The organism is Corallococcus sp. AB045 (assembly GCF_003668895.1).
Classification (GTDB): domain Bacteria; phylum Myxococcota; class Myxococcia; order Myxococcales; family Myxococcaceae; genus Corallococcus; species Corallococcus coralloides.
Genome location: NZ_RAWN01000079.1, coordinates 1 through 17,386, shown reverse-complemented (window position 1 = coordinate 17,386; position 17,386 = coordinate 1). Strand labels below are relative to the sequence as shown.

Genomic DNA, 17,386 nt, shown 5'->3' with positions numbered 1-17,386 from the left:
CTGGACGAGGAGGCCCCCGTGCCCTCCAGTGAGCGGCGGGGAAAGCCCCGCCGCCACCTCAGGCACCCGAGCCGGTGGGCTTCAGGGGGTATACAGGTCCGCCGCCCGCAGCTCGCTATTGGTTTCGAAGGCGCGATATCCCCCCAGGGCGAGCACCTTGCCATTGGCCAGCAGCGTCGCCGTGTGCTCCAAGCGCTGTTGGACCATGGAGCCGGCGGCGCTCCAGGTGCCCGTGGCCGGGTCATACAGCTCCGCCGTCGCCAGGGCGCCGCCAACGGCGCAGCATCCCCCCGTGACGAGCACCTTGCCCGTGTTGAGCAACGTCGCCGTGTGGGAGTGGCGCGCCGCGGACATGGAGCCGGTGGCGCTCCAGGTGCCCGTGGCCGGGTCATACAGCTCCGCCGTCGCCAGGACGCCACTGCCCCCGCCCCCCGTGACGAGCACCTTGCCATTGGGCAGCAGCGTCGCCGCGTGATAGCCGCGCACAGAGGTCATGGAGCCGGTGGCGCTCCAGGTGCCCGCGGCCGGGTCATACAGCTCCGCCGTCGCCTGGTAGCCGACGTTGTTGAGCCCCCCCGTGACGAGCACCTTGCCATTGGAGAGCAGCGTCGCCGTATGGACATCGCGCGGGACGGCCATGGGGCCGCTCAAGGCCCAGGTGCCCGTGGCCGGGTCGTACAGCTCCGTCATCGACGTAAGGCCACTGGAGTTCCATCCCCCCGCGGCAAGCACCTTGCCATTGGAGAGCACCGTCGCCGTGTGCTGGTAGCGCGGGGAGAACATGGAGCCGGAGGTGCTCCAGCTGCTCGTGGCCGGGTCGTACAGCAGCGACGCCGCCGCATAGCCCATGCTGTTGGTTCCCCCCGAGACCAGCACCTTGCCATTGCCCAGCAGGACCGCCGCATGTCCGGAGCGATCCGAAGGCATGGAGCTGACGGAGCTCCAGGTGCCCGCGGTCGGGTCGTACAGCTCCGAGTACGCCATGTGGCCAACGATGTTGTTGCGTCCCCCCGAGACCAGCACCTTGCCATTGCCCAGCAGGACCGCCGTGTGATCGGTGCGGAGGTTGAACATCGAGCTCGTCGCGGCCCAGAAGGCCGAGGGGCACGCCGGCAGGCCCGTCACCGTGAAGCTCTGGGTCGCCTTCAGGCCCAGGGTGTTGCCCACCGTGGCGACGAGGGTCGGGGTGACGCCCGTGTTGAGACACGAGGGCGCCGTCCAGGTGAGGATGCTGCCGCTGGCCCCCGTGCTCGGGGTGCCGCTCGTGCCCACGTTGACCGCCCAGGTGAAGCTCAGGGCCAGGCCCGCGGGATCCGTGGCGTTCACCTCGAAGGTGAGCACCTGGCCGGCCGTGGCCGTCTGGCTCGACTGGGTGGCGCGGGTCATCGTCGGCGGCGCACGCACGACGGCGTCCTTGGACACGCACAGCATCAGGCGGCCCGTGTTCTGTCCCCCGCGGCCGTCCTTCACCACCACGTTCAGCTGGCAGTTGTTGCACGCCCCCGCGGGCAGGGCCGAGGGCGTGAAGGTCGCGGTGGCGGTGCTCGCGCCCGTGAAGCTGCCCGCGCAGGTGGCGCTCCACTGATAGCTGAGCGGGTCACCGTCCGCGTCGGTGGCCGAGGTGGACAGCGCCGTCTGCGCGCCCACGTTCAGATAGGACTGCGTGGACGTCAGGGTCACCACCTTGGGCGCGACGTTGAAATCCGCATTCACGGTGCTCGCGCCACTGCCCGCGGAGACATTCAAGGTCAGGTTCACCGACAGGGTCGCGCCGCGCGAGTCGCTCACCGTGAGCACCAGGGTCACCGGGCCCTGCTGGGCGGGCGCCGTCCAGGTGGTATTCGCCGAGGTGGGCGCGGAGAAGCTGCCCGAGGGAGCCGCCCAGGAGAAGCTCACGGTGTCACCCGCGTTGGGATCATGGGCCGTGGCCGTCAGGGTGACGCTGCCCCCCGGGGCCACGGTGGTGGGCGTGGCCAACAGGGAGTCGAGGATGGGCGCCTCGTTGGTGAAGGGCGGTGGGACGGAGACATCCTGCAGGGTGAGGGTCACCAGCCCCGTGGCGCCGGCGGTGACGGTGACGTTCTCGACGCGCCCCTCGTAGCGCAGGGTGTTGGACGAGGTGAAGGCCTGCGCCACGAAGGTGCGCTGGAGACCCGCGGGAATGTCACTGATGACTCCGCTCCACGCGCCACTGGTGAGCACCAGGTCCTTGGAGAGCGAGACCATGTCCGCGCCGGAGACGGTGACGGTGACGCGCGAGACGTCCCCGGGCACGGCCGCGGCGGTGTAGACGGTCAGCTGCATCGCACCCGACCCGGACACGCTGGTGGGGGGCTCGGAGTCACAGCCGGCGAGCAACGCCAGCACGAGCGGGAGGACTGCGGACAAACGCAGTGAAGACACGGGATTTCCTTGTCTGACGGAAGAAGGCTGCACGCGGCATGAAGCGGCGGGCACTGTAGCGCAAAGGCGTGACAGCGCCTCCCGGGTTGACTCCAGGGAGGCGCCCCTCCGCCCGGGGTATGGAAAGAGCATGGGCGAGCTTGTCTTCAAGCTTGCCCATGGTGCATCTGGGATTGGACCCCGGTCCGACTGGTTCGTCAGGAAGCCGCCGCTGTAGGTCCCCGGCGCGACACTGCTCGTCGTCGACACATATATTTCTTTATTATTTGATTGTATTGATTTGGGTGGGACCGGGTGTTTCGTGTGCAAAGGAACAAGGTTGTTACATGCCGCGGACACGAAAAAGCCCCGCTTCCCCGGGGGCGCCGGAGAGGCGGGGCAGGGAGCCATCCACGTCAGTGCGTCACTGCCCGTTCCCTCGAGCAGGGGCGGAGCCGGGCTACGGCGCGAGGGCGTTCGCGTCGAACGTCTTGCCCAGGAATACCTGGGTGCCCAGCGGGCGGCTTCCCACCAGGTCGACCTTCCCGTCGTGGTCCACGTCTCCGATGAAGCGTGGGAAGGCGGCCTGCCAGCTTCCGCCGGAGACGGTGAAGTTCTTCAGGACCCGCTGCGCCGGGAGGAACGTCGTGCCGGTGGAGAACGAAACCCAGACGTAGTCATGACCGAACCCGATGATGTCCGCGCGGCCATCCGCGTTGAGGTCGCCCAGGTACCGCGGGTAATCCGCCGTGGCCCAGCCTCCCACGCTGGGGTCCGCTCCGTAGTCGGCGACCCAGAGGGCCGGCGGCGCGAAGGAGGCGGTGGTCGCGGTGGAGGTGGACAGCGCCACGATGACGCCCCACTCCGAGAAGCCCACGATGTCCGCCTTGCCGTCGCCATTCACGTCGGCGACCCGGCGGGGGTGGCGCACTCCGTCCCAGCCGCCCTGCACGGCGGAGCTGCCGAAGGCGGCGAGGGCCACCACGGGGGCCGCGAACTGCGTGCTCGCGGTGCACAGGGCTCCCGTGCACTGCGACAGCGAGACCACGGTGCCGCTGCCGTTGAAGCCGATGATGTCGTCGGTGCCGTCGCCGTTGACGTCCGCGAGCATGCGCGGCGCGGCCAGGGCGCTCGGCCAGTTCGGGCTGGCATGGTGGAAGCCGACGAAGCTGAAGGCGCCCGGCGTGAAGCTGAAGCCCGTGGAGTAGGAGAGCGAGACGCCGTTCTCGCCGAAGCCGACGATGTCGGCCCGGCCGTCTCCGTTGACGTCGCCGACGGAGCGGGGGTGCAGGGTACCGCTCCAGCCCGCGCTGGTTCCGAAGTCCGCCAGCCAGACCTGGGCCAGCTGGAAGGTCCGCTGCGAGGCGTTCGCCGCGGCCACGCGCACGCCGTCGCTGTGGAAGTAGATGAGCTCGTCGTCTCCGTCCCCATCCACGTCCGCCAACTGGCGCAGGGTCTCCCCGGGGGCGTCACCCAGGGTCCAGAACTGGTCGGTCCAGCGCCTCGGGCCATACACGCTGGCCACGCCCACCTTGTCGAACGCGCTCAGGTCCTCGGACATATTGCTGTTGCAGGCGTTCATGGACTGCATGAGCGAGTTGCGGTCGTAGCGGGTGTACGCCTGACCGAGGTTCACATTCGCGCTGCACGGGGCCTGGGCGTCGTCGCGGTGCTGCTCGTGGTTGAAGCCCATCACGTGCCCGAGCTCGTGGGAGGCGAGATATTGCAGGCGGCTGAGCCGGCCCGAGAAGTGGGTCCCGGGCAGGTCGATGTAGCCCGATCTGCCCTGCGATGGCAGGCGAAAGGCCCCCGCCATCCCCACGCTCACGATGCCTCCTCCGCTATCCGTGGGCGCGCTCGGTATCAACTCGAGGCGGACGTACTTCGTGGTGCCCGTGGTGGGGCACTCCTCAGTCCAGGTGAATCGGACCTGGGATTCGAACTCCCAGGTGCGCGCGAGGGACTCCTTCATGAGCTGCTTGTCCACGTCGTAGCCGGGGGTCAGCCAGCAGACCGGGATGACCGGGTCCGTGAGCGACCAGAGCTGGACTCCGTTCTCGGAGTAGAGCGCATCCGACTTCACGAAGAGGTCCGGCTCCCGCACGGGCGCCTGGACCTCTCCACCACATCCATTGATGACAACTCCAGACACCGCGAGCCACAGGGCACGTCGAAGCAACGACACGATGGTTCTCCCCCAAGGGGTTGGAATGGAAGACGGCAACCCCTTTCGAGTGGGGAGGCAGCCTACCGGCCGGGCCTGGAAGCGATCCACCTGACGGACGTGCTGCTTGCCAATCCGCGCGGCGGTCGCTCGCGCGGGTCTGGGGGGACTTCAGGGGGACGGGTGCCGGGCCAGCCAGGTCTCCACATCCTTCAGTTGCGGCCGCGAGTCCGCGAGGAGGAACCATGACGGAGACACTGGAAGTCATCCCACGGGAGCCAGAGGAAGGCACGGCGGTCCTCCTGCGTTCCTGGCAGCTGACGAGGGCGCTGCTGCAGGAGCTGTCCCCCAGGGACCTGCGCACGGGGCGCTGGTTCACCCAGCTGCTGTCCATCTACCTGCGGCACTACGACACGCACCGGCTGCACGCGGTCGCCGCGGCGAAGGGGACGGGCGCTGACACCACCGAAACCCACATCCGGCAGGCCTGCGAGGCGGCCTTCCTCACCGGCGCGGGGAGTGGCTCGGTCACCACCGGCATCACCGCGGCCTCGGTGGACGCGGGCGTCGCCGGGTTGATGGTGGCCCTTCCCGCATCGGGGATTGTCGTCACGACGGAGATGCTCGTGCGGGCCCTCATCCACCTGCGGCTGGCGTGCGACCTGGCCAGCGCCTTCCACATCCGCTTCGACCCGGAGGACCCCGCGGATTTCTCGCGGCTCTACGCCCTCCTCCGAGGCGGGGAGCACGACGAGGAAGAGGACCCGCTCGGCCTGGAGCGCGTGGAGCACCTCGCGCAAGCGAAGGCGACCGACCTGGGCGAGGACCTGGGGGCGAAGCTGCTGGGTGACAGCGTGGCGCGCAACATCGTGCCCTTCCTGAACGTGGTGACGTCCTCCGTGGACAACTGGCGGCGCACCCGGCGGCTGGGCGACTCCATGCTGCGCTACGTGCGGCTGCGCCGCGCGCTGGAGGACGCCGACGCGGCCCTGCGCGAGGTGGCGCCGCGCAACGAGAGCCTGCTGCTGGAGAGCGCGTGGTTCCTCTTCGTCTCCGACGGCCGCCTCCGCGAGGAGGAGTCCGCCGTGCTCACCCACGAGCTCTCCCGGCTCACCCCGGCGCGGCGCCGGGAGACGCTGGTGCGCTTCGTGGACGATGAGTCCGAGTGGCTCCAACGCCTGCGCTCGGCGCCGGCCAGCGCGCGTGAAGTCCTCCAGGAGTCCTTGAACGCGCTCGCCGCCGCGGACCTCGCCGTGACCGGACCCGAGCGGGCCCTGCTTCAAAAGGCCGCACAGGCCCTCCACACCTCCCTGGACAGCGGGCACCTGGAAACGCTGGTGCGGCGCTACCGCGAGGAGGGAGTGGCCCACGCGCCCAAGGCCCCGGCCGCCGTGCCACGCGCATCCCCGGCAGCACGGGAACAGGAGACGCCGGCGCGCATCCACTGAGGTCCCCTCCCCGCCCCTCCAGGCACTGAAGAAGGAGCTCTGTCGTTTCAGGAGTTCTGCCGGACCTGCACGGTGATCGCACGGCGCCCGAGCTGCCACGTTGTGGCTGAGGGCATCCATGACATCACCCGGTAGGCCCTCCCCTGGCGCTGCTGTCGGAGGTAGTTTGCAGGAGGGCTGGTTGCACCCGAGTTTGCCGGCTCGGGGTTGGCCTCGAAGAGCCAGGAGTGGTGCCTCTAGCGCTCCTGGCCCTTCGCTTCCGCGACCACATCCTCTGGGCGGCAGGCGCGACGGAAGCCAACAGCCAGGGAGGTCGGTAGAACCGACACCCTCGGCGCTCGTGCCCGCGCGTGCGATGTCCGCGCCGTGCCCACCCACGACAAGACGAAGACGCCGCGGGAGCGGCGCCGGGCGCCCGCAGGCGCCACGGTGCGCATCGACGGGTTGCGCCTGCCTCGCGAGGCCTGGGCTCGAGTGGAGGCGCTCACAGCCTAGTTGCGCCGCGCCGGCATCCCCTGCGCCCGGCCGTCTGGAGCCCTGGAACTGCTGGTGCTGCACACGGAGGTGGCTGCGCGGGTACTGGCCGGGGGCTGCCGCATTTACCGGTGCGCCAGCTGCGGCGCTTGGCTGGACGCGGCAGGCGCCATGGCCCACCAGGACTCCATGCCAGAGCACGAGGTGCACGGGTTCACTGTGTCCGCGAACAGCGCTAGCGTTGGGGATGGGCCACCGACCATTGGCCCAGGAGGCACAATCAGTTGCCGGTAACGGAAGAGCAAAAGAACGAGCTGTTGAAAGAATATCGTGAGGCCCGCGCGGAGTTCATGGCGGACCTCCAGCTGTATAACCTGCTCAAAAGCACTGACAATATCCCTGGCTCTCCATTCGTGAGTTCGGCCGAGCAGCTTGCTCGGACGCGGCAGATCAAGAGCCGTGGAAGATATGAGAGCGCAACAAAGGCTCTCAATGACAACCTACTGTGACAGAAACGGCCCGCCCTGAGAAACCAGGGTGGGCCGTTGTGATTCATCAGCCGAACGTCCACCGCACACCCGCTCCAGCCGTCCGCTCGAGCTGGTTCGCCTCTGCAAAGCCGAACACGCCGAGGTTCTGCCGGAGCCGGGCCCCGCCCTCCAGGCGCGCGTAGGCGCCTGAGAGAGAGGAGACGCCCGCTTGGGCCTCCAGGTACGGTCCGCACCGGCACATCGCTCAGTACCCGCGACAGCCCCGCGGCTACTGCTGCCCGCGGCGCATCGAAGGGACCGCGCCCTCCACGGCCGCCTTCGCGGTGACGGCACCGAGCGCGACCGACAGGGCCTGCTCCTGCACCTTCGCTTCGCCGTGCAGGGACTTGAACTGGAGCGTCGCGGACGCCTGCTCACGCGGCTTCAGCGTGCGCCAGCCGTTGGCGACCATGTACTCGTTCGCATTGCCCAGGGCCGCCTCCGTGATGTCGACGAAGGGGTACGACTTCCCGGCCGCCTTGCACTCCGCCTTGATGTCCTCCATCACGTGGCACGCGTGGTAGACGGCCAGGGCGATGCACCGCTTGCGCGTCTCGGTGAGCCACGAGACGCCCGAGAAGAGTCCGATGACGCTGACGGCCGCGATGGCGATGTTGGTGGGCGTGAGCAGCGCGTCCAGGATGCTGGAGCTGGCGCCAGTGGACGCCTGTGCCAGGGCCACCGCGCGGTGAGGACAACCGCGAGACACGCAGCCAGGGTGAGACGCTTCTTCATGGTGTTGCTCCCGTTGGGGGTTGGGCTGCACCACGAAGAAGGGGTGCCTCAGACGCGCGGCACCCGATTCCAGTAGGCCGTTCTTCGCACTTCAGTGGGCGACCTGGGCGACGCGTGTGACGGGGAACGGTCGCAGCAAAGCGGGAAGATAGGAAACCGGCGGCAGAAGGTACTGGAGCGTCATGGCCACATGCATCGTGCCGGGATTACACGTGAGAACTTCGGACCGGGCCACGGGCAACCAGAAGCTACTTTCAGGACGTGGGGGTGATCATCGAGTAGTCCCTATAAGCGCAGCGGCTGCGCTTCCCATGGACAGGGAGACCCGGCTGGTTCGGCTGAGAAGCGCAGCCGGAGGACCAGAGGAAATACTCAGGACAGACTCCCTACGTCCTGCAGTGGACACTTCAAGGTCGAAACAGCGAAAAATCGCAATTTCGATGTTGCCTACTACCACCCACCTTGATACTGGTGGGGAGTGAGCAACGAGACGTCGCCCCGAACGCCAGGTCAGATGCTCCGCGAACTCCTTGAGGCGCGCGGATGGACCCAGCGAGTGCTGGCGACCGTCCTGGGGCGTGACGTGTCGGTGATCAACCGACTCACTGCGGACAAGACACGCATCGACGGAGAGATGGCCCTTCTGCTCGAGGGCGTATTTGGCGTCCCCGCAGAGCAGTTCATGGACGTCCAATCGCAGTTCGAACTCGCGCTGGCGCGTGTCACCTCTCGCGGACCGGACCCAGCGATGGCACGGCGGGCGGAACTCTTCGGAAAACTGCCGGTGGCGGACATGATCAAGCGCGGATGGTTGTCCGTCCAGGACGTCCGAGATCCGCGCATCGAAGCCTCCCTCGCCAGCTTCTTCGGCGTGGGGTCGCCGGACGACATTGAGGTGCTTCCCCACGCCGCGAAGAAGTCCGACGCGGGCGGCCCGGTAACTCCCTCTCAGGCAGCGTGGCTTCGACGGGCTCACCGCATTGCTCAAGAGGTACTTGTCCCGCGTTACTCGGAGGCGACGCTCAGGGCCGCTCTGTCGCAACTGCGTCCGCTGATGGTGGACCCGGTGGAGACGCGGCACGTGCCGAAGATCCTCGCTGAGTGCGGCGTCCGCTTCCTGATCGTCGAAACGCTCGGGAGTGCGAAGATCGATGGGGTGTGCTTCTGGGTGAATAACGGCACGTCACCAGTCATTGCGATGACGCTCCGCATGGACAGGATCGACAACTTCTGGTTCGTCCTGCGGCATGAAATCGAGCATGTGCTCAGAGGGGACGGCCGCACGGCAGCCATGGTCGACGCAGACCTTCATCCCGAAGGAGGTCCCACTGCAGCGCAAGGCCAGCTTCCAGAAGAGGAGCGGCTCGCGAACGAAGCAGCTGCGGACTTCTGTGTTCCGAGGGACAAATTGAAGAAGTTCGTCGCGGTAAAGGCGCCCCTGTTCCCGGAGCGCGACATGATCGGGTTCGCGCGCACGCTCAAGGTCCACCCAGGAATTGTTGCGGGCCAACTCCGCCATGCCACTCGACGCTACGACCTGTTCACGAAGCACTTGGTAAAGGTGCGATCCGCAGTTTCGCCATCCGCGACCATCGATGGATGGGGCGATGTTGTTCCTCTTCAAGAACTGGAGCAGTGATGGCTAGCAGAGAGCAGATTATTCAGAAGCTCGCGCGCATGTATCGCGAGGAGACTGGTTCAGAAGACATCGACCCGGTGAAGTTCGCCGACTACCTGATCAAGCAGGGGCTCACCCCACCTCGCGTCCCGAGTCAGCGTGAGCTCATGGCAAAGGCGGCGAAGGCTGCTCTCAAGCACGAGATCCGAAAAGACAGCGCCACCGGCCGCCCGTATCGCGGCTGGCACGCGGTTCCTCGCGGCACGGACAAGGATTCCGGGCAGACATTGTTCTCGTACTACGACATTGATGACGCGCCTCGTCTCCCGATGGAGAAGGCTCTCGCGCTCCGCGTGAGCGCGATGGTCGACGACGGTGTCCAGGTGTCGTTCGACGCCGAGCACTGGAACAGGATCAACCCGAACGAGCAGCCGATCACTGTCGACGAGATGCTCGACCTCCGGGACCAGGTCGAGTGGCGCAAGAACGCCCGCGACGACGAGGACGAGACAGGCGAGTCGGCCGAAGAGTAGTCCGTGCCGTCGCACTGACCACCTCTGTTTCAACGCTGGCGCCATCCCACTGCCGGTCTCTTTAAGAGACCAACGGCAGACGGCGGAAGCCCAGCACGTCGGGCCGGTACGCCACGCGGTTGAAGGCCTTCACCTTCGCCTCCGCGCGCGCCGCGTCCTCCAGCGTGAGCGTCTTGCTGGTGCAGCTGCGGCCGCGCGGCACCCATCCAGTCCTCCAGCGCGCGGAGGCGCAGGTCCTGCGTCTGGAGCTTCGCCCCGTGCTCGTTCACCACGCGCAGTTCCGTCTTGATGTCGCGCACGTCCTGAGCCACCGCGCCCAGCGACGGCACCAGCAGCGGCACTTGGTCCACGGCGGACTCGTGCTTCATCTGCCGGCGCGACAGCAGGCCGTTGAGGAACGGAACCAGGAGCTGGCTCACGGCCAGGATGAGAACTGCGGACTCGGTGCTGACGGGGGGCATGTCCGGACAGAAGGGGCGGCCCCTACCCGGGCCTGCGAGACTGTGCTCCACAGCCACTGTCGCGGCCATGCCCAGCGTCTCCCCTCGCGTGCCCGGCCTGGATTGCGTTACCGGTCTTGGGGTGGTAAATTATTGAAAGGGCAGCCAGCCCAAGCTGCGAGCGGCTTAAAACGGCGAGTACCTCTGTAGTCCTCGCGACAACCGACGCCCTGGCTTCTCCCCGCGCCGGATGCGTAATCGCTCGACGTCCAGGCGCACCGGAGACCTGCCATGGGTACTACATTCTCTTCTATTGCGTTCACCTTTCGCGCCAAGTTGGGCAAGCATCTGCCTCTCGGCCATGCGCAGCAGGTGCTCGCGGCTGCACTCGGTTACAAGACCTACGCGTCCTTCAATGCATCGAAGGAGGAAGCGGCGCTCGATTCCGTGCAGCATGTCGTGCTCGACCTTGCGCTCATCGACAAGCGGCTGGGCGAACTGGGGCAGTTGCCCCCCTCAGCCCCCTACTCCTTCGCCCAAGCGATTCGAGCCGCCATCATAGAGCACTTGCCGACGGTCAGAGTGCATAACGACGTCGACAACCTGAAGGACGAGATTCGCTCCTTGGTCGAGCGTGAAATCGAAGACAGCGGCGCGTACACCAGTGAAGTGGCGATGACGAACGCGTATGGGGGCGACTTCGATCTTGAGTCTGAGGAGACCTCGTCGTTTGAGGATCATGAGCCCGAATGGGTCCTCGACGTGTCTGGCCACGTGTACTTGGAACAGGAACCGGAGCAGGTTTACCACGGCGACACGATTGACGTTTCGGCGACGGCCGTCCTTCCGAAGCTCGGTCGCTGCATGCTGGGGGAACTCAAGGTCATCGACATCGGTGCAGTGATTCAACCGGAGCCATACCCGGACTGAAGGATCCCCTCATCTAGCGAGTTGATCAGCACACGCTCGCTCGGCGGCTGCGTGCGAAGGCGCTGGTATCCGCGCAAAGAGGCAGCCACCATGACGCGCAAGGTGGCCATCGACGAAGAGCAGGTGCGGGCGTTCCTGACGGAAGTGTTCGAGGAGGACCTGCACGTCAAACGAATCCTCTCCCTGTCGCACGCGACGCTGGGGGCTGTGCAGGCGGCGAGCCTGTCGGTGGCGGCCATCGGCAAGGCCATGGCGTGGGCGCGTGGAGAGGACGTCACGTCCAAGCACGCGGTGAAGCAGGTGGACCGACTGCTGTCGAATGGGGGCTTCGACGTCTGGAAGCTTTTCGCGTCCTGGGTGCCCTTCGTGCTGGCGGAGCGGAGCGAGGCCGTCATCGCGCTGGACTGGACGGACTTCGAGCAGGACGACCAGGAGACGCTCGTGGCCAGCCTCGTCACCCGGCATGGGCGGGCCACGCCGCTCTTGTGGACGACGCTGGTGAAGTCCGCCTCCGTGGGTAACCGGCAACTGGTGGAGGACCAGACGCTTCAGCGACTGCGCGAGATAATTGCCTCCGAGGTGAAGGTGACGGTGGTCGCGGACCGGGGCTTCGCGGATGCGAAGTTCTACGCGCTGCTGCGGCAACTGGGCTTCGAGTACGTGGTGCGTTTCCGTGCGGACATGCTTGTCACGTCCGAGGATGCGGAGACGAAGCGCGCGGCCGAGTGGGTCCCAGAAGGCGGACGCGCGAAGGTGCTCCGAGGCGCACGCGTCACCGCAGCCATGGCGCAGGTGGGGGCCGTGGTGTGTGTGAAACGCAAGGGCATGAAGGACTCCTGGTGCCTGGCCACCAGCCTCACGGAAGCCACGGCCCAGGAGGTGCTGGACGTCTACGCCCGGAGATTCACCATCGAGGAGACGTTCCGGGACGTGAAGGACCTCAAGTTCGGCATGGGTCTGAAGCAGGTGCGCGTGAAGACACCCGAGCGTCGAGACCGGTTGCTGCTCATCAGCGCCCTGGCCCAGGTGCTTCTGACGCTGCTGGGAGCCGCGGGGGAGGCACTGGGGTACGACAAGCATTTGAAGGTGAATACGGTGAAACGGCGTACGCACTCGCTCTTCACCCAAGGCACCTACTATTTCATGGCCATGCCGCGCATGAGCGATGAACGACTCCGCCCGTTGGTGGAGCGATTCGCACAACTCGTTCGCGAGCACGCCGTCTTCCGAGAAGCCTTCGGACTTATCTGATTCAGATGAGGGGATGCTTCAGATACCCGGAGGGCTTTGAGCCGGAACCGACTCAGGAAGACGTTCGAGCGGAACCGAATCCGGAGGGCTGACGAAGTTTCTCCCGAGGGTCGCCGGCCATGCTGTCGGTGCCGTTTGTCTGCCCTCAATCCCAATCACTGTTCTGGCAGGTCCGAACCAAGTGGTCCCTTTATGCGCGCGGCATGCGTCCCGATGCGGTCCGCACGCCGGCGCATTGCTAGCGCATCCGGGACAGGTAGACGGCGGCAGGGTATGCCCAGGTTAAGGGGGGCATGCCCTGCCTACTGCGGTCACACCATGCTCATGCTTGCGGGGAACGGCACGACGCTGAGTACCTCCAGGTGTCGGTCGCGATTAACCTCGTTGAAGAAGACCCTGACCCGGTCCACGTCGACGTCCAGCGTGTTGAGCGTCGGGTGACTCTCACCGTCGGGTTGCCCTTGTCGTCGGGCGGCTCCTTCTTGTCGTCCTTCTCGTCCTTCGGGCGAAAGGACTTCAGGGACGCCCAGGCTTCAATCAGGCTGCAGTCCACGCTGAAGTGCTCATTGCTGGTGAGCCCCGCGCTTTGCGCCTGGTGCATCACCGCCATGAAGAATCTCCGGGCAACGTCATGCTCCAAGAACCGGGGTCCCGGTTCTGAGAGAAGGTGCTGTGGTCGAAGGAGGCGTCCTCCATCCCCATGTCGAGGAACCAGCGGAACAAGAGGTTGTAGTCGAGCTGCTCGCAGAACAGCCGCTCGCTTCTCACCGAGTAGAACGCCATGAGGAGGCAGGACTTCAGCAACTGCTCTGGCGGGATGCTCGGCCGGCCGGTGCCGCTGTACATCTCCTCGAACGTCGGCGAGAGCGCCGCCAGCGCGGCGTCCGCCATGTCCTTCACCCTGCGCAGCGGATGGCCCGCGGGCACCCGGTCTCCCGGCGTCCTCAAGCTGAACAGCGTCGTCTGCTGCTTGGGTCGCCCGCGCATCGCTGCCTCCGATGAGCGGAGGACACCACGTCGCGGTGCGGGGTGTCGATCCTTCGGAGGGGTTTCTCAACAGCCTGTTAGGGCTGCTGCCCGGCCCCCAGGGCTCCCTCATCCACGCCCTGCCCCTCGTCAGCTTCAGTCCGCGCCGGGGCAGCCGCGAGGTGCTGTGCCCGTACAAGGGAAACGGCTGGCTGCGCACCTCGCTGAGGCCGTGACTACGCCGCGCTGGCGCGTTGACAAGCGCGCCCGCCCCGGCATCCTGGGCGTGCTCGACCATTGGCTGAAGTCCGCCAATCCCGCGCTGCGCGCAAAGACACTGAAGGAGGCAACCGCCTCCGGCGATCTGGTGGACCTGCGGGACCAGGAGCTGCTGTGCCTACTGGAAGCGCCGCACCCGCGCTACCCTGGCAGCGACCTGGATAACAGTGACGAAGGAATGGCAGTGGCGCGGAGTGTCGGCACCCTACGCACGGGTGTCGTCGGCCATCTGCTCCACGTTCGTGATCACCAGGGTCTTCGTAAAGAAGTCCACCACCTATCTGGCTCGCAGACCCTCCACGCGCACAGCGATGGGAAACAGTGGGCGAGGCACGACCGGATCCACCAGCAGCGGCACAGGATAGCCGCGCACCGCAGCATCCACCTTTACGGCTCGCTCCAGACGTTCACGAACAGCCTCTGGCAGCGCATCAAGCTTCGCCCGGACGGAAGCATCACAGGTAATGGGGCAGAGGTCGTCGTACGGCGTCACGTTGCTCACGGTGGCTCCCGTCCAAAGAAAAAGCCTGGCAACCCGTACTGGATTGCCAGGCTTCACTGTGGAGGCGGAGGGAATCGAACCCTCGTCCGAAAGCCGTCGGCTCTTCGACCCTACGTGCGTAGTCCGCGATTTGCTACGTCACCAGGGCTCCCACGGACGGGATACCTGATGCCGGTCCTGGAAAGATCTCGTCACCTCGGGCCCAGGCACCCTTGGCGACCAGTCCGCATTATGACGGCCCATCCCTACCCCACGGACCGAGAGCAGGGGGACCGCGCACTAAAGACTGCTAGTTAGGCAGCCAGCGCGAGCTCAACGTTGTCGTTGGCTTTTGTGATGTTGTCGGAAGTTTTACGAGCACCCAACAAGCTCGGCACGCGTCTCGAACGTCATTGCCCCCGTCGAAGCCAGGTCGCCCCCGGTTCGATGTACGTCATGCGGCCCCAACGGCTCCGCACTCGACCTACATTAACCGCTGAACGCCCCCCGTCAATCCTCCTGAAGTCACGACAGTCGCTCCTGCACCATCCCCTCCCCTGCCTGCCCCTCAGGCAGCCCCTTCCTTCCGGAGTCCCTCCATGCAGGCGTACGAGCTCCACACCCCCACCGGCTCCTCCAACTGGACCCTCGTGGAGACGCCTCAGCCCCAACCGGGCCCCGGCCAGGCGCTCGTCCGCATCCACGCTGTCTCCCTCAACTACCGCGACCTCATCATCGCCCGCGGCACCTACCCCGGCCTCAAGCTCCCCCTCATCCCCTGCTCCGACGGCGCCGGCCAGGTCGTCGCCGTGGGCTCCGGCGTCACCCGCGTGAAGCCCGGCGACCGCGTCGCCCCCACCTTCTTCCAGGTCTGGACCGACGGTGAACGCACCCCGGAGAAGGTCGCCCACGCGCTGGGCGGCGGCATCCCCGGCGTCCTCGCGGAATACGTCTGCCTGGACGCCGAAGGGCTCGTCCTCCTCCCGGACTGGCTCTCCTACGAGGAGGGCTCCACCCTCCCCTGCGCCGCCGTCACCGCCTGGAACGCGCTCGTCCCCCAGGGCGGTCTCAAGCGCGGGCAGACCGTGCTCGCGCAGGGCACCGGCGGCGTTTCCATCTTCGCCCTCCAGTTCGCCCGCCTCCTCGGGGCCCGCGTCCTCATCACCTCCAGCCAGGACGACAAGCTCCAGCGCGCGAAACAGCTGGGCGCGCAGTGGCTCATCAACTACCGCCAGCGGCCGGACTGGGAACAGGAGGTGCTCACCCTCACCGGCAACCAGGGCGTGGACCATGTGCTGGAGGTCGGCGGCGCGGGCACGCTGCCCCGCTCCATCACGGCCACCAAGGAGGGCGGCCACATCGCGCTCATCGGCCTGCTCACCGGTGCTCCCGGCAAGCCGGACACCACCGCCACCAGCTCCAAACACCTGCGCGTCGTCAGCACCTACGTGGGCAGCCGCGAGATGTTCGAGGACATGCTCAAGGCCATGACGCAGGAGAAGACCCGGCCCGTCATCGACCGCGTCTTCCCCTTCGCCCAGGCTCGCGAAGCCCTCCAGTACATGGAGTCCGGAGGCCACTTCGGGAAGATCGTCATCACCCTGTGAGGCGTGGCTCTGGCGCACAGGAGACATGCGCCGACAGAAAGCCACCCACCCAAGGCCTGGCTCCGGCGTAACGTCCCGCGCGTCCCCAGCACCGAAAGGGTCCGCGCATGCGCCGCCTGTTGCCCCTCCTGCTGCTGCTCCTGATGCCGGTGCTCCCGGCGTCCGCGCAGCAGCCTCCTGACGCCACCCGCTTCTTCCCCTACACGCTCAACACCACGGTCCTGCCCAACGGGCTCACCGTGGTGCGCGTGCCGTTCAACTCGCCCGGCATCGTCGCGTACGTCACCGCCGTGCGCGTGGGCTCACGCAACGAGGTGGAGCCCGGCCGCACCGGCTTCGCCCACTTCTTCGAACACATGATGTTCAAGGGGACGAAGGCGAACCCGGAGGGCCAGCGCGAGCGCATCCTCGGCGGCTTCGGCTTCGACGACAACGCGTTCACCACCGACGACATCACCGTGTACCAGGTGTACGGCCCCACCGCCGGCCTGGAGAAGCTCATCGCGCTGGAGGCCGACCGCTTCCAGAACCTGGAGTACTCCGAGCCGGCCTTCCAGACGGAGGCGCTCGCCGTCCTGGGCGAGTACCACAAGAACGCCGCGGGCCCGGACCTCAAGCTGGAGGAGGCCCTGCTGAAGACGGCCTTCACCCGCCACACGTACCAGCACACCACGCTGGGCTTCTACGAAGACATCCAGGCCATGCCCCAGGCGTACGCGTACAGCCGCTCGTTCTTCGAGCGCTGGTACACGCCCGCCAACACCACCCTCTTCATCGTCGGTGACTTCAACGACGCGCAGGTCGTCTCGCAGGTGACCAAGGCCTACGGCGGATGGCAGCGCCAGCCCACCAGCGTCATCATCCCCACCGAGCCCCCGCAGACGAAGCAGCGCACCGTCCACGTGGACTGGCCGCAGCCCACCCAGCCTCGCCACGTGCTCGCGTGGCACACGCCCGCCGCCCGCGCGGACACGCCCGACGCCGCCATCCAGTCCATCCTCGCCGAGTACCTCGTGGGCGACACCAGCCCCGCGTACAAGGAACTGGTGCTGGAGAAGCAGTACGTCGAGTCGCTGAACGTCTACACCACGCCCCACCGCGACCCGTACCTCTTCCCCATCGACGCCACCTTGCAGGACGAGAAGTTCCGCGCCGACGTGGACGCCGTGCTGCGCCGCGAGGTGACGGCCCTGTCCGGCGGCCCGGTGGACGCAGTGCGCTTGAAGGCCATCCAGGACCACCTGCGCTACGGCCTGCTGATGGACCTGGAGACGCCGCGCGACGTGGCCATCGACCTGGCCCTCTACGCGGGCGTGATGGGCCGCCCCGACGCGCTCGCCAGCTACCTGAAACAGCTGGGCAGCGTGACGCCCCAGCAGCTCACCCTGTTCGCGAGGAAGTACCTCGAGGACAAGAACCTCACCGTCCTCACCCTCACCCCCAAGGCCGTCGCCGCCGGAGGGACGCCGTGATGAAGACCCGCGCTACCGTGTCGCTCGTCCTGGCCGCCGCGCTGTCGCTCGCCGCCTGCGCCCACCACCCCAAGCC

Annotated in this window: 15 protein-coding genes and 1 other RNA gene; 9 read left to right on the top strand and 7 right to left on the bottom strand. The window is 66.9% G+C overall.

The window, feature by feature from the left end:
• Positions 1-81 precede the first annotated feature (81 nt).
• A complete protein-coding gene (locus D7Y21_RS20020) occupies positions 82-2,403 on the bottom strand; it encodes a kelch repeat-containing protein (protein ID WP_233612208.1) in 2,322 nt (773 codons plus the stop codon).
• A gap of 439 nt (positions 2,404-2,842) precedes the next feature.
• Positions 2,843-4,567: an FG-GAP-like repeat-containing protein gene (locus D7Y21_RS20015; protein ID WP_147469334.1), complete on the bottom strand. Its 1,725-nt coding sequence runs from the start codon at positions 4,565-4,567 to the stop codon at positions 2,843-2,845.
• A gap of 224 nt (positions 4,568-4,791) precedes the next feature.
• On the opposite strand from D7Y21_RS20015, the gene D7Y21_RS20010 reads away from it, so the two are divergent.
• A complete protein-coding gene (locus D7Y21_RS20010; protein WP_121715079.1) occupies positions 4,792-5,994 on the top strand; it encodes a hypothetical protein in 1,203 nt (400 codons plus the stop codon).
• A gap of 366 nt (positions 5,995-6,360) precedes the next feature.
• Positions 6,361-6,489 carry a hypothetical protein gene (locus tag D7Y21_RS43360; RefSeq protein ID WP_255427340.1) on the top strand — a complete coding sequence of 43 codons (129 nt, stop codon included), beginning with the start codon at positions 6,361-6,363 and terminating at the stop codon, positions 6,487-6,489.
• Positions 6,490-7,227: 738 nt separating this feature from the next.
• On the opposite strand, the gene D7Y21_RS19995 is transcribed toward D7Y21_RS43360, so the two are convergent.
• Positions 7,228-7,680: a hypothetical protein gene (locus D7Y21_RS19995; protein WP_121715077.1), complete on the bottom strand. Its 453-nt coding sequence runs from the start codon at positions 7,678-7,680 to the stop codon at positions 7,228-7,230.
• Between the two features lie 567 nt (positions 7,681-8,247).
• Between D7Y21_RS19995 and D7Y21_RS19990 the strand changes: the two genes are divergently transcribed.
• Together D7Y21_RS19990 and D7Y21_RS19985 are read left to right on the top strand one after the other, a co-directional pair.
• Positions 8,248-9,372 carry a helix-turn-helix domain-containing protein gene (locus tag D7Y21_RS19990; protein WP_121715075.1) on the top strand — a complete coding sequence of 375 codons (1,125 nt, stop codon included), beginning with the start codon at positions 8,248-8,250 and terminating at the stop codon, positions 9,370-9,372.
• On the top strand, positions 9,372-9,884 hold the full coding sequence (locus tag D7Y21_RS19985) for a hypothetical protein (RefSeq protein ID WP_121715073.1): 513 nt from the start codon (positions 9,372-9,374) through the stop codon (positions 9,882-9,884). Before D7Y21_RS19990 ends, D7Y21_RS19985 begins: the two co-directional genes overlap by 1 nt.
• A 61-nt stretch (positions 9,885-9,945) precedes the next feature.
• Here D7Y21_RS19985 and D7Y21_RS19980 read toward each other — a convergent pair whose 3' ends face one another.
• Entirely contained in the window at positions 9,946-10,086 is a 141-nt protein-coding gene (locus D7Y21_RS19980) for a hypothetical protein (RefSeq protein WP_199735459.1), read from the bottom strand.
• A 529-nt stretch (positions 10,087-10,615) separates the two neighbouring features.
• Here D7Y21_RS19980 and D7Y21_RS19970 point away from each other — a divergent pair.
• Together D7Y21_RS19970 and D7Y21_RS19965 are read left to right on the top strand one after the other, a co-directional pair.
• On the top strand, positions 10,616-11,254 hold the full coding sequence (locus D7Y21_RS19970) for a hypothetical protein (RefSeq protein WP_121715071.1): 639 nt from the start codon (positions 10,616-10,618) through the stop codon (positions 11,252-11,254).
• Positions 11,255-11,344: 90 nt separating this feature from the next.
• Positions 11,345-12,505 carry an IS4 family transposase gene (locus D7Y21_RS19965; protein ID WP_121715070.1) on the top strand — a complete coding sequence of 387 codons (1,161 nt, stop codon included), beginning with the start codon at positions 11,345-11,347 and terminating at the stop codon, positions 12,503-12,505.
• A 600-nt stretch (positions 12,506-13,105) separates the two neighbouring features.
• Here the strand turns inward: D7Y21_RS19965 and D7Y21_RS19960 are convergent.
• Positions 13,106-13,492 carry a transposase gene (locus D7Y21_RS19960; RefSeq protein ID WP_121715068.1) on the bottom strand — a complete coding sequence of 129 codons (387 nt, stop codon included), beginning with the start codon at positions 13,490-13,492 and terminating at the stop codon, positions 13,106-13,108.
• 11 nt (positions 13,493-13,503) lie between these two features.
• On the opposite strand from D7Y21_RS19960, the gene D7Y21_RS41515 reads away from it, so the two are divergent.
• Positions 13,504-13,707: a hypothetical protein gene (locus tag D7Y21_RS41515; RefSeq protein ID WP_147469333.1), complete on the top strand. Its 204-nt coding sequence runs from the start codon at positions 13,504-13,506 to the stop codon at positions 13,705-13,707.
• A 320-nt stretch (positions 13,708-14,027) separates the two neighbouring features.
• Here the strand turns inward: D7Y21_RS41515 and D7Y21_RS41510 are convergent, their stop codons facing one another.
• Complete coding sequence (locus D7Y21_RS41510; RefSeq protein ID WP_147469332.1) at positions 14,028-14,252, bottom strand: hypothetical protein; 225 nt, start codon at positions 14,250-14,252, stop codon at positions 14,028-14,030.
• Positions 14,253-14,308: 56 nt separating this feature from the next.
• Positions 14,309-14,672: a transfer-messenger RNA gene (gene ssrA, locus D7Y21_RS19955) on the bottom strand.
• Between the two features lie 158 nt (positions 14,673-14,830).
• Here ssrA and D7Y21_RS19950 point away from each other — a divergent pair.
• The gene (locus D7Y21_RS19950; RefSeq protein ID WP_121715065.1) at positions 14,831-15,838 is read left to right on the top strand and encodes an NAD(P)-dependent alcohol dehydrogenase; all 1,008 of its coding nucleotides are present in this window, start codon (positions 14,831-14,833) and stop codon (positions 15,836-15,838) included.
• Positions 15,839-15,945: 107 nt separating this feature from the next.
• The gene (locus tag D7Y21_RS19945) at positions 15,946-17,310 is read left to right on the top strand and encodes a pitrilysin family protein (protein WP_121715063.1); all 1,365 of its coding nucleotides are present in this window, start codon (positions 15,946-15,948) and stop codon (positions 17,308-17,310) included.
• The last annotated feature ends 76 nt before the right edge of the window (positions 17,311-17,386 follow it).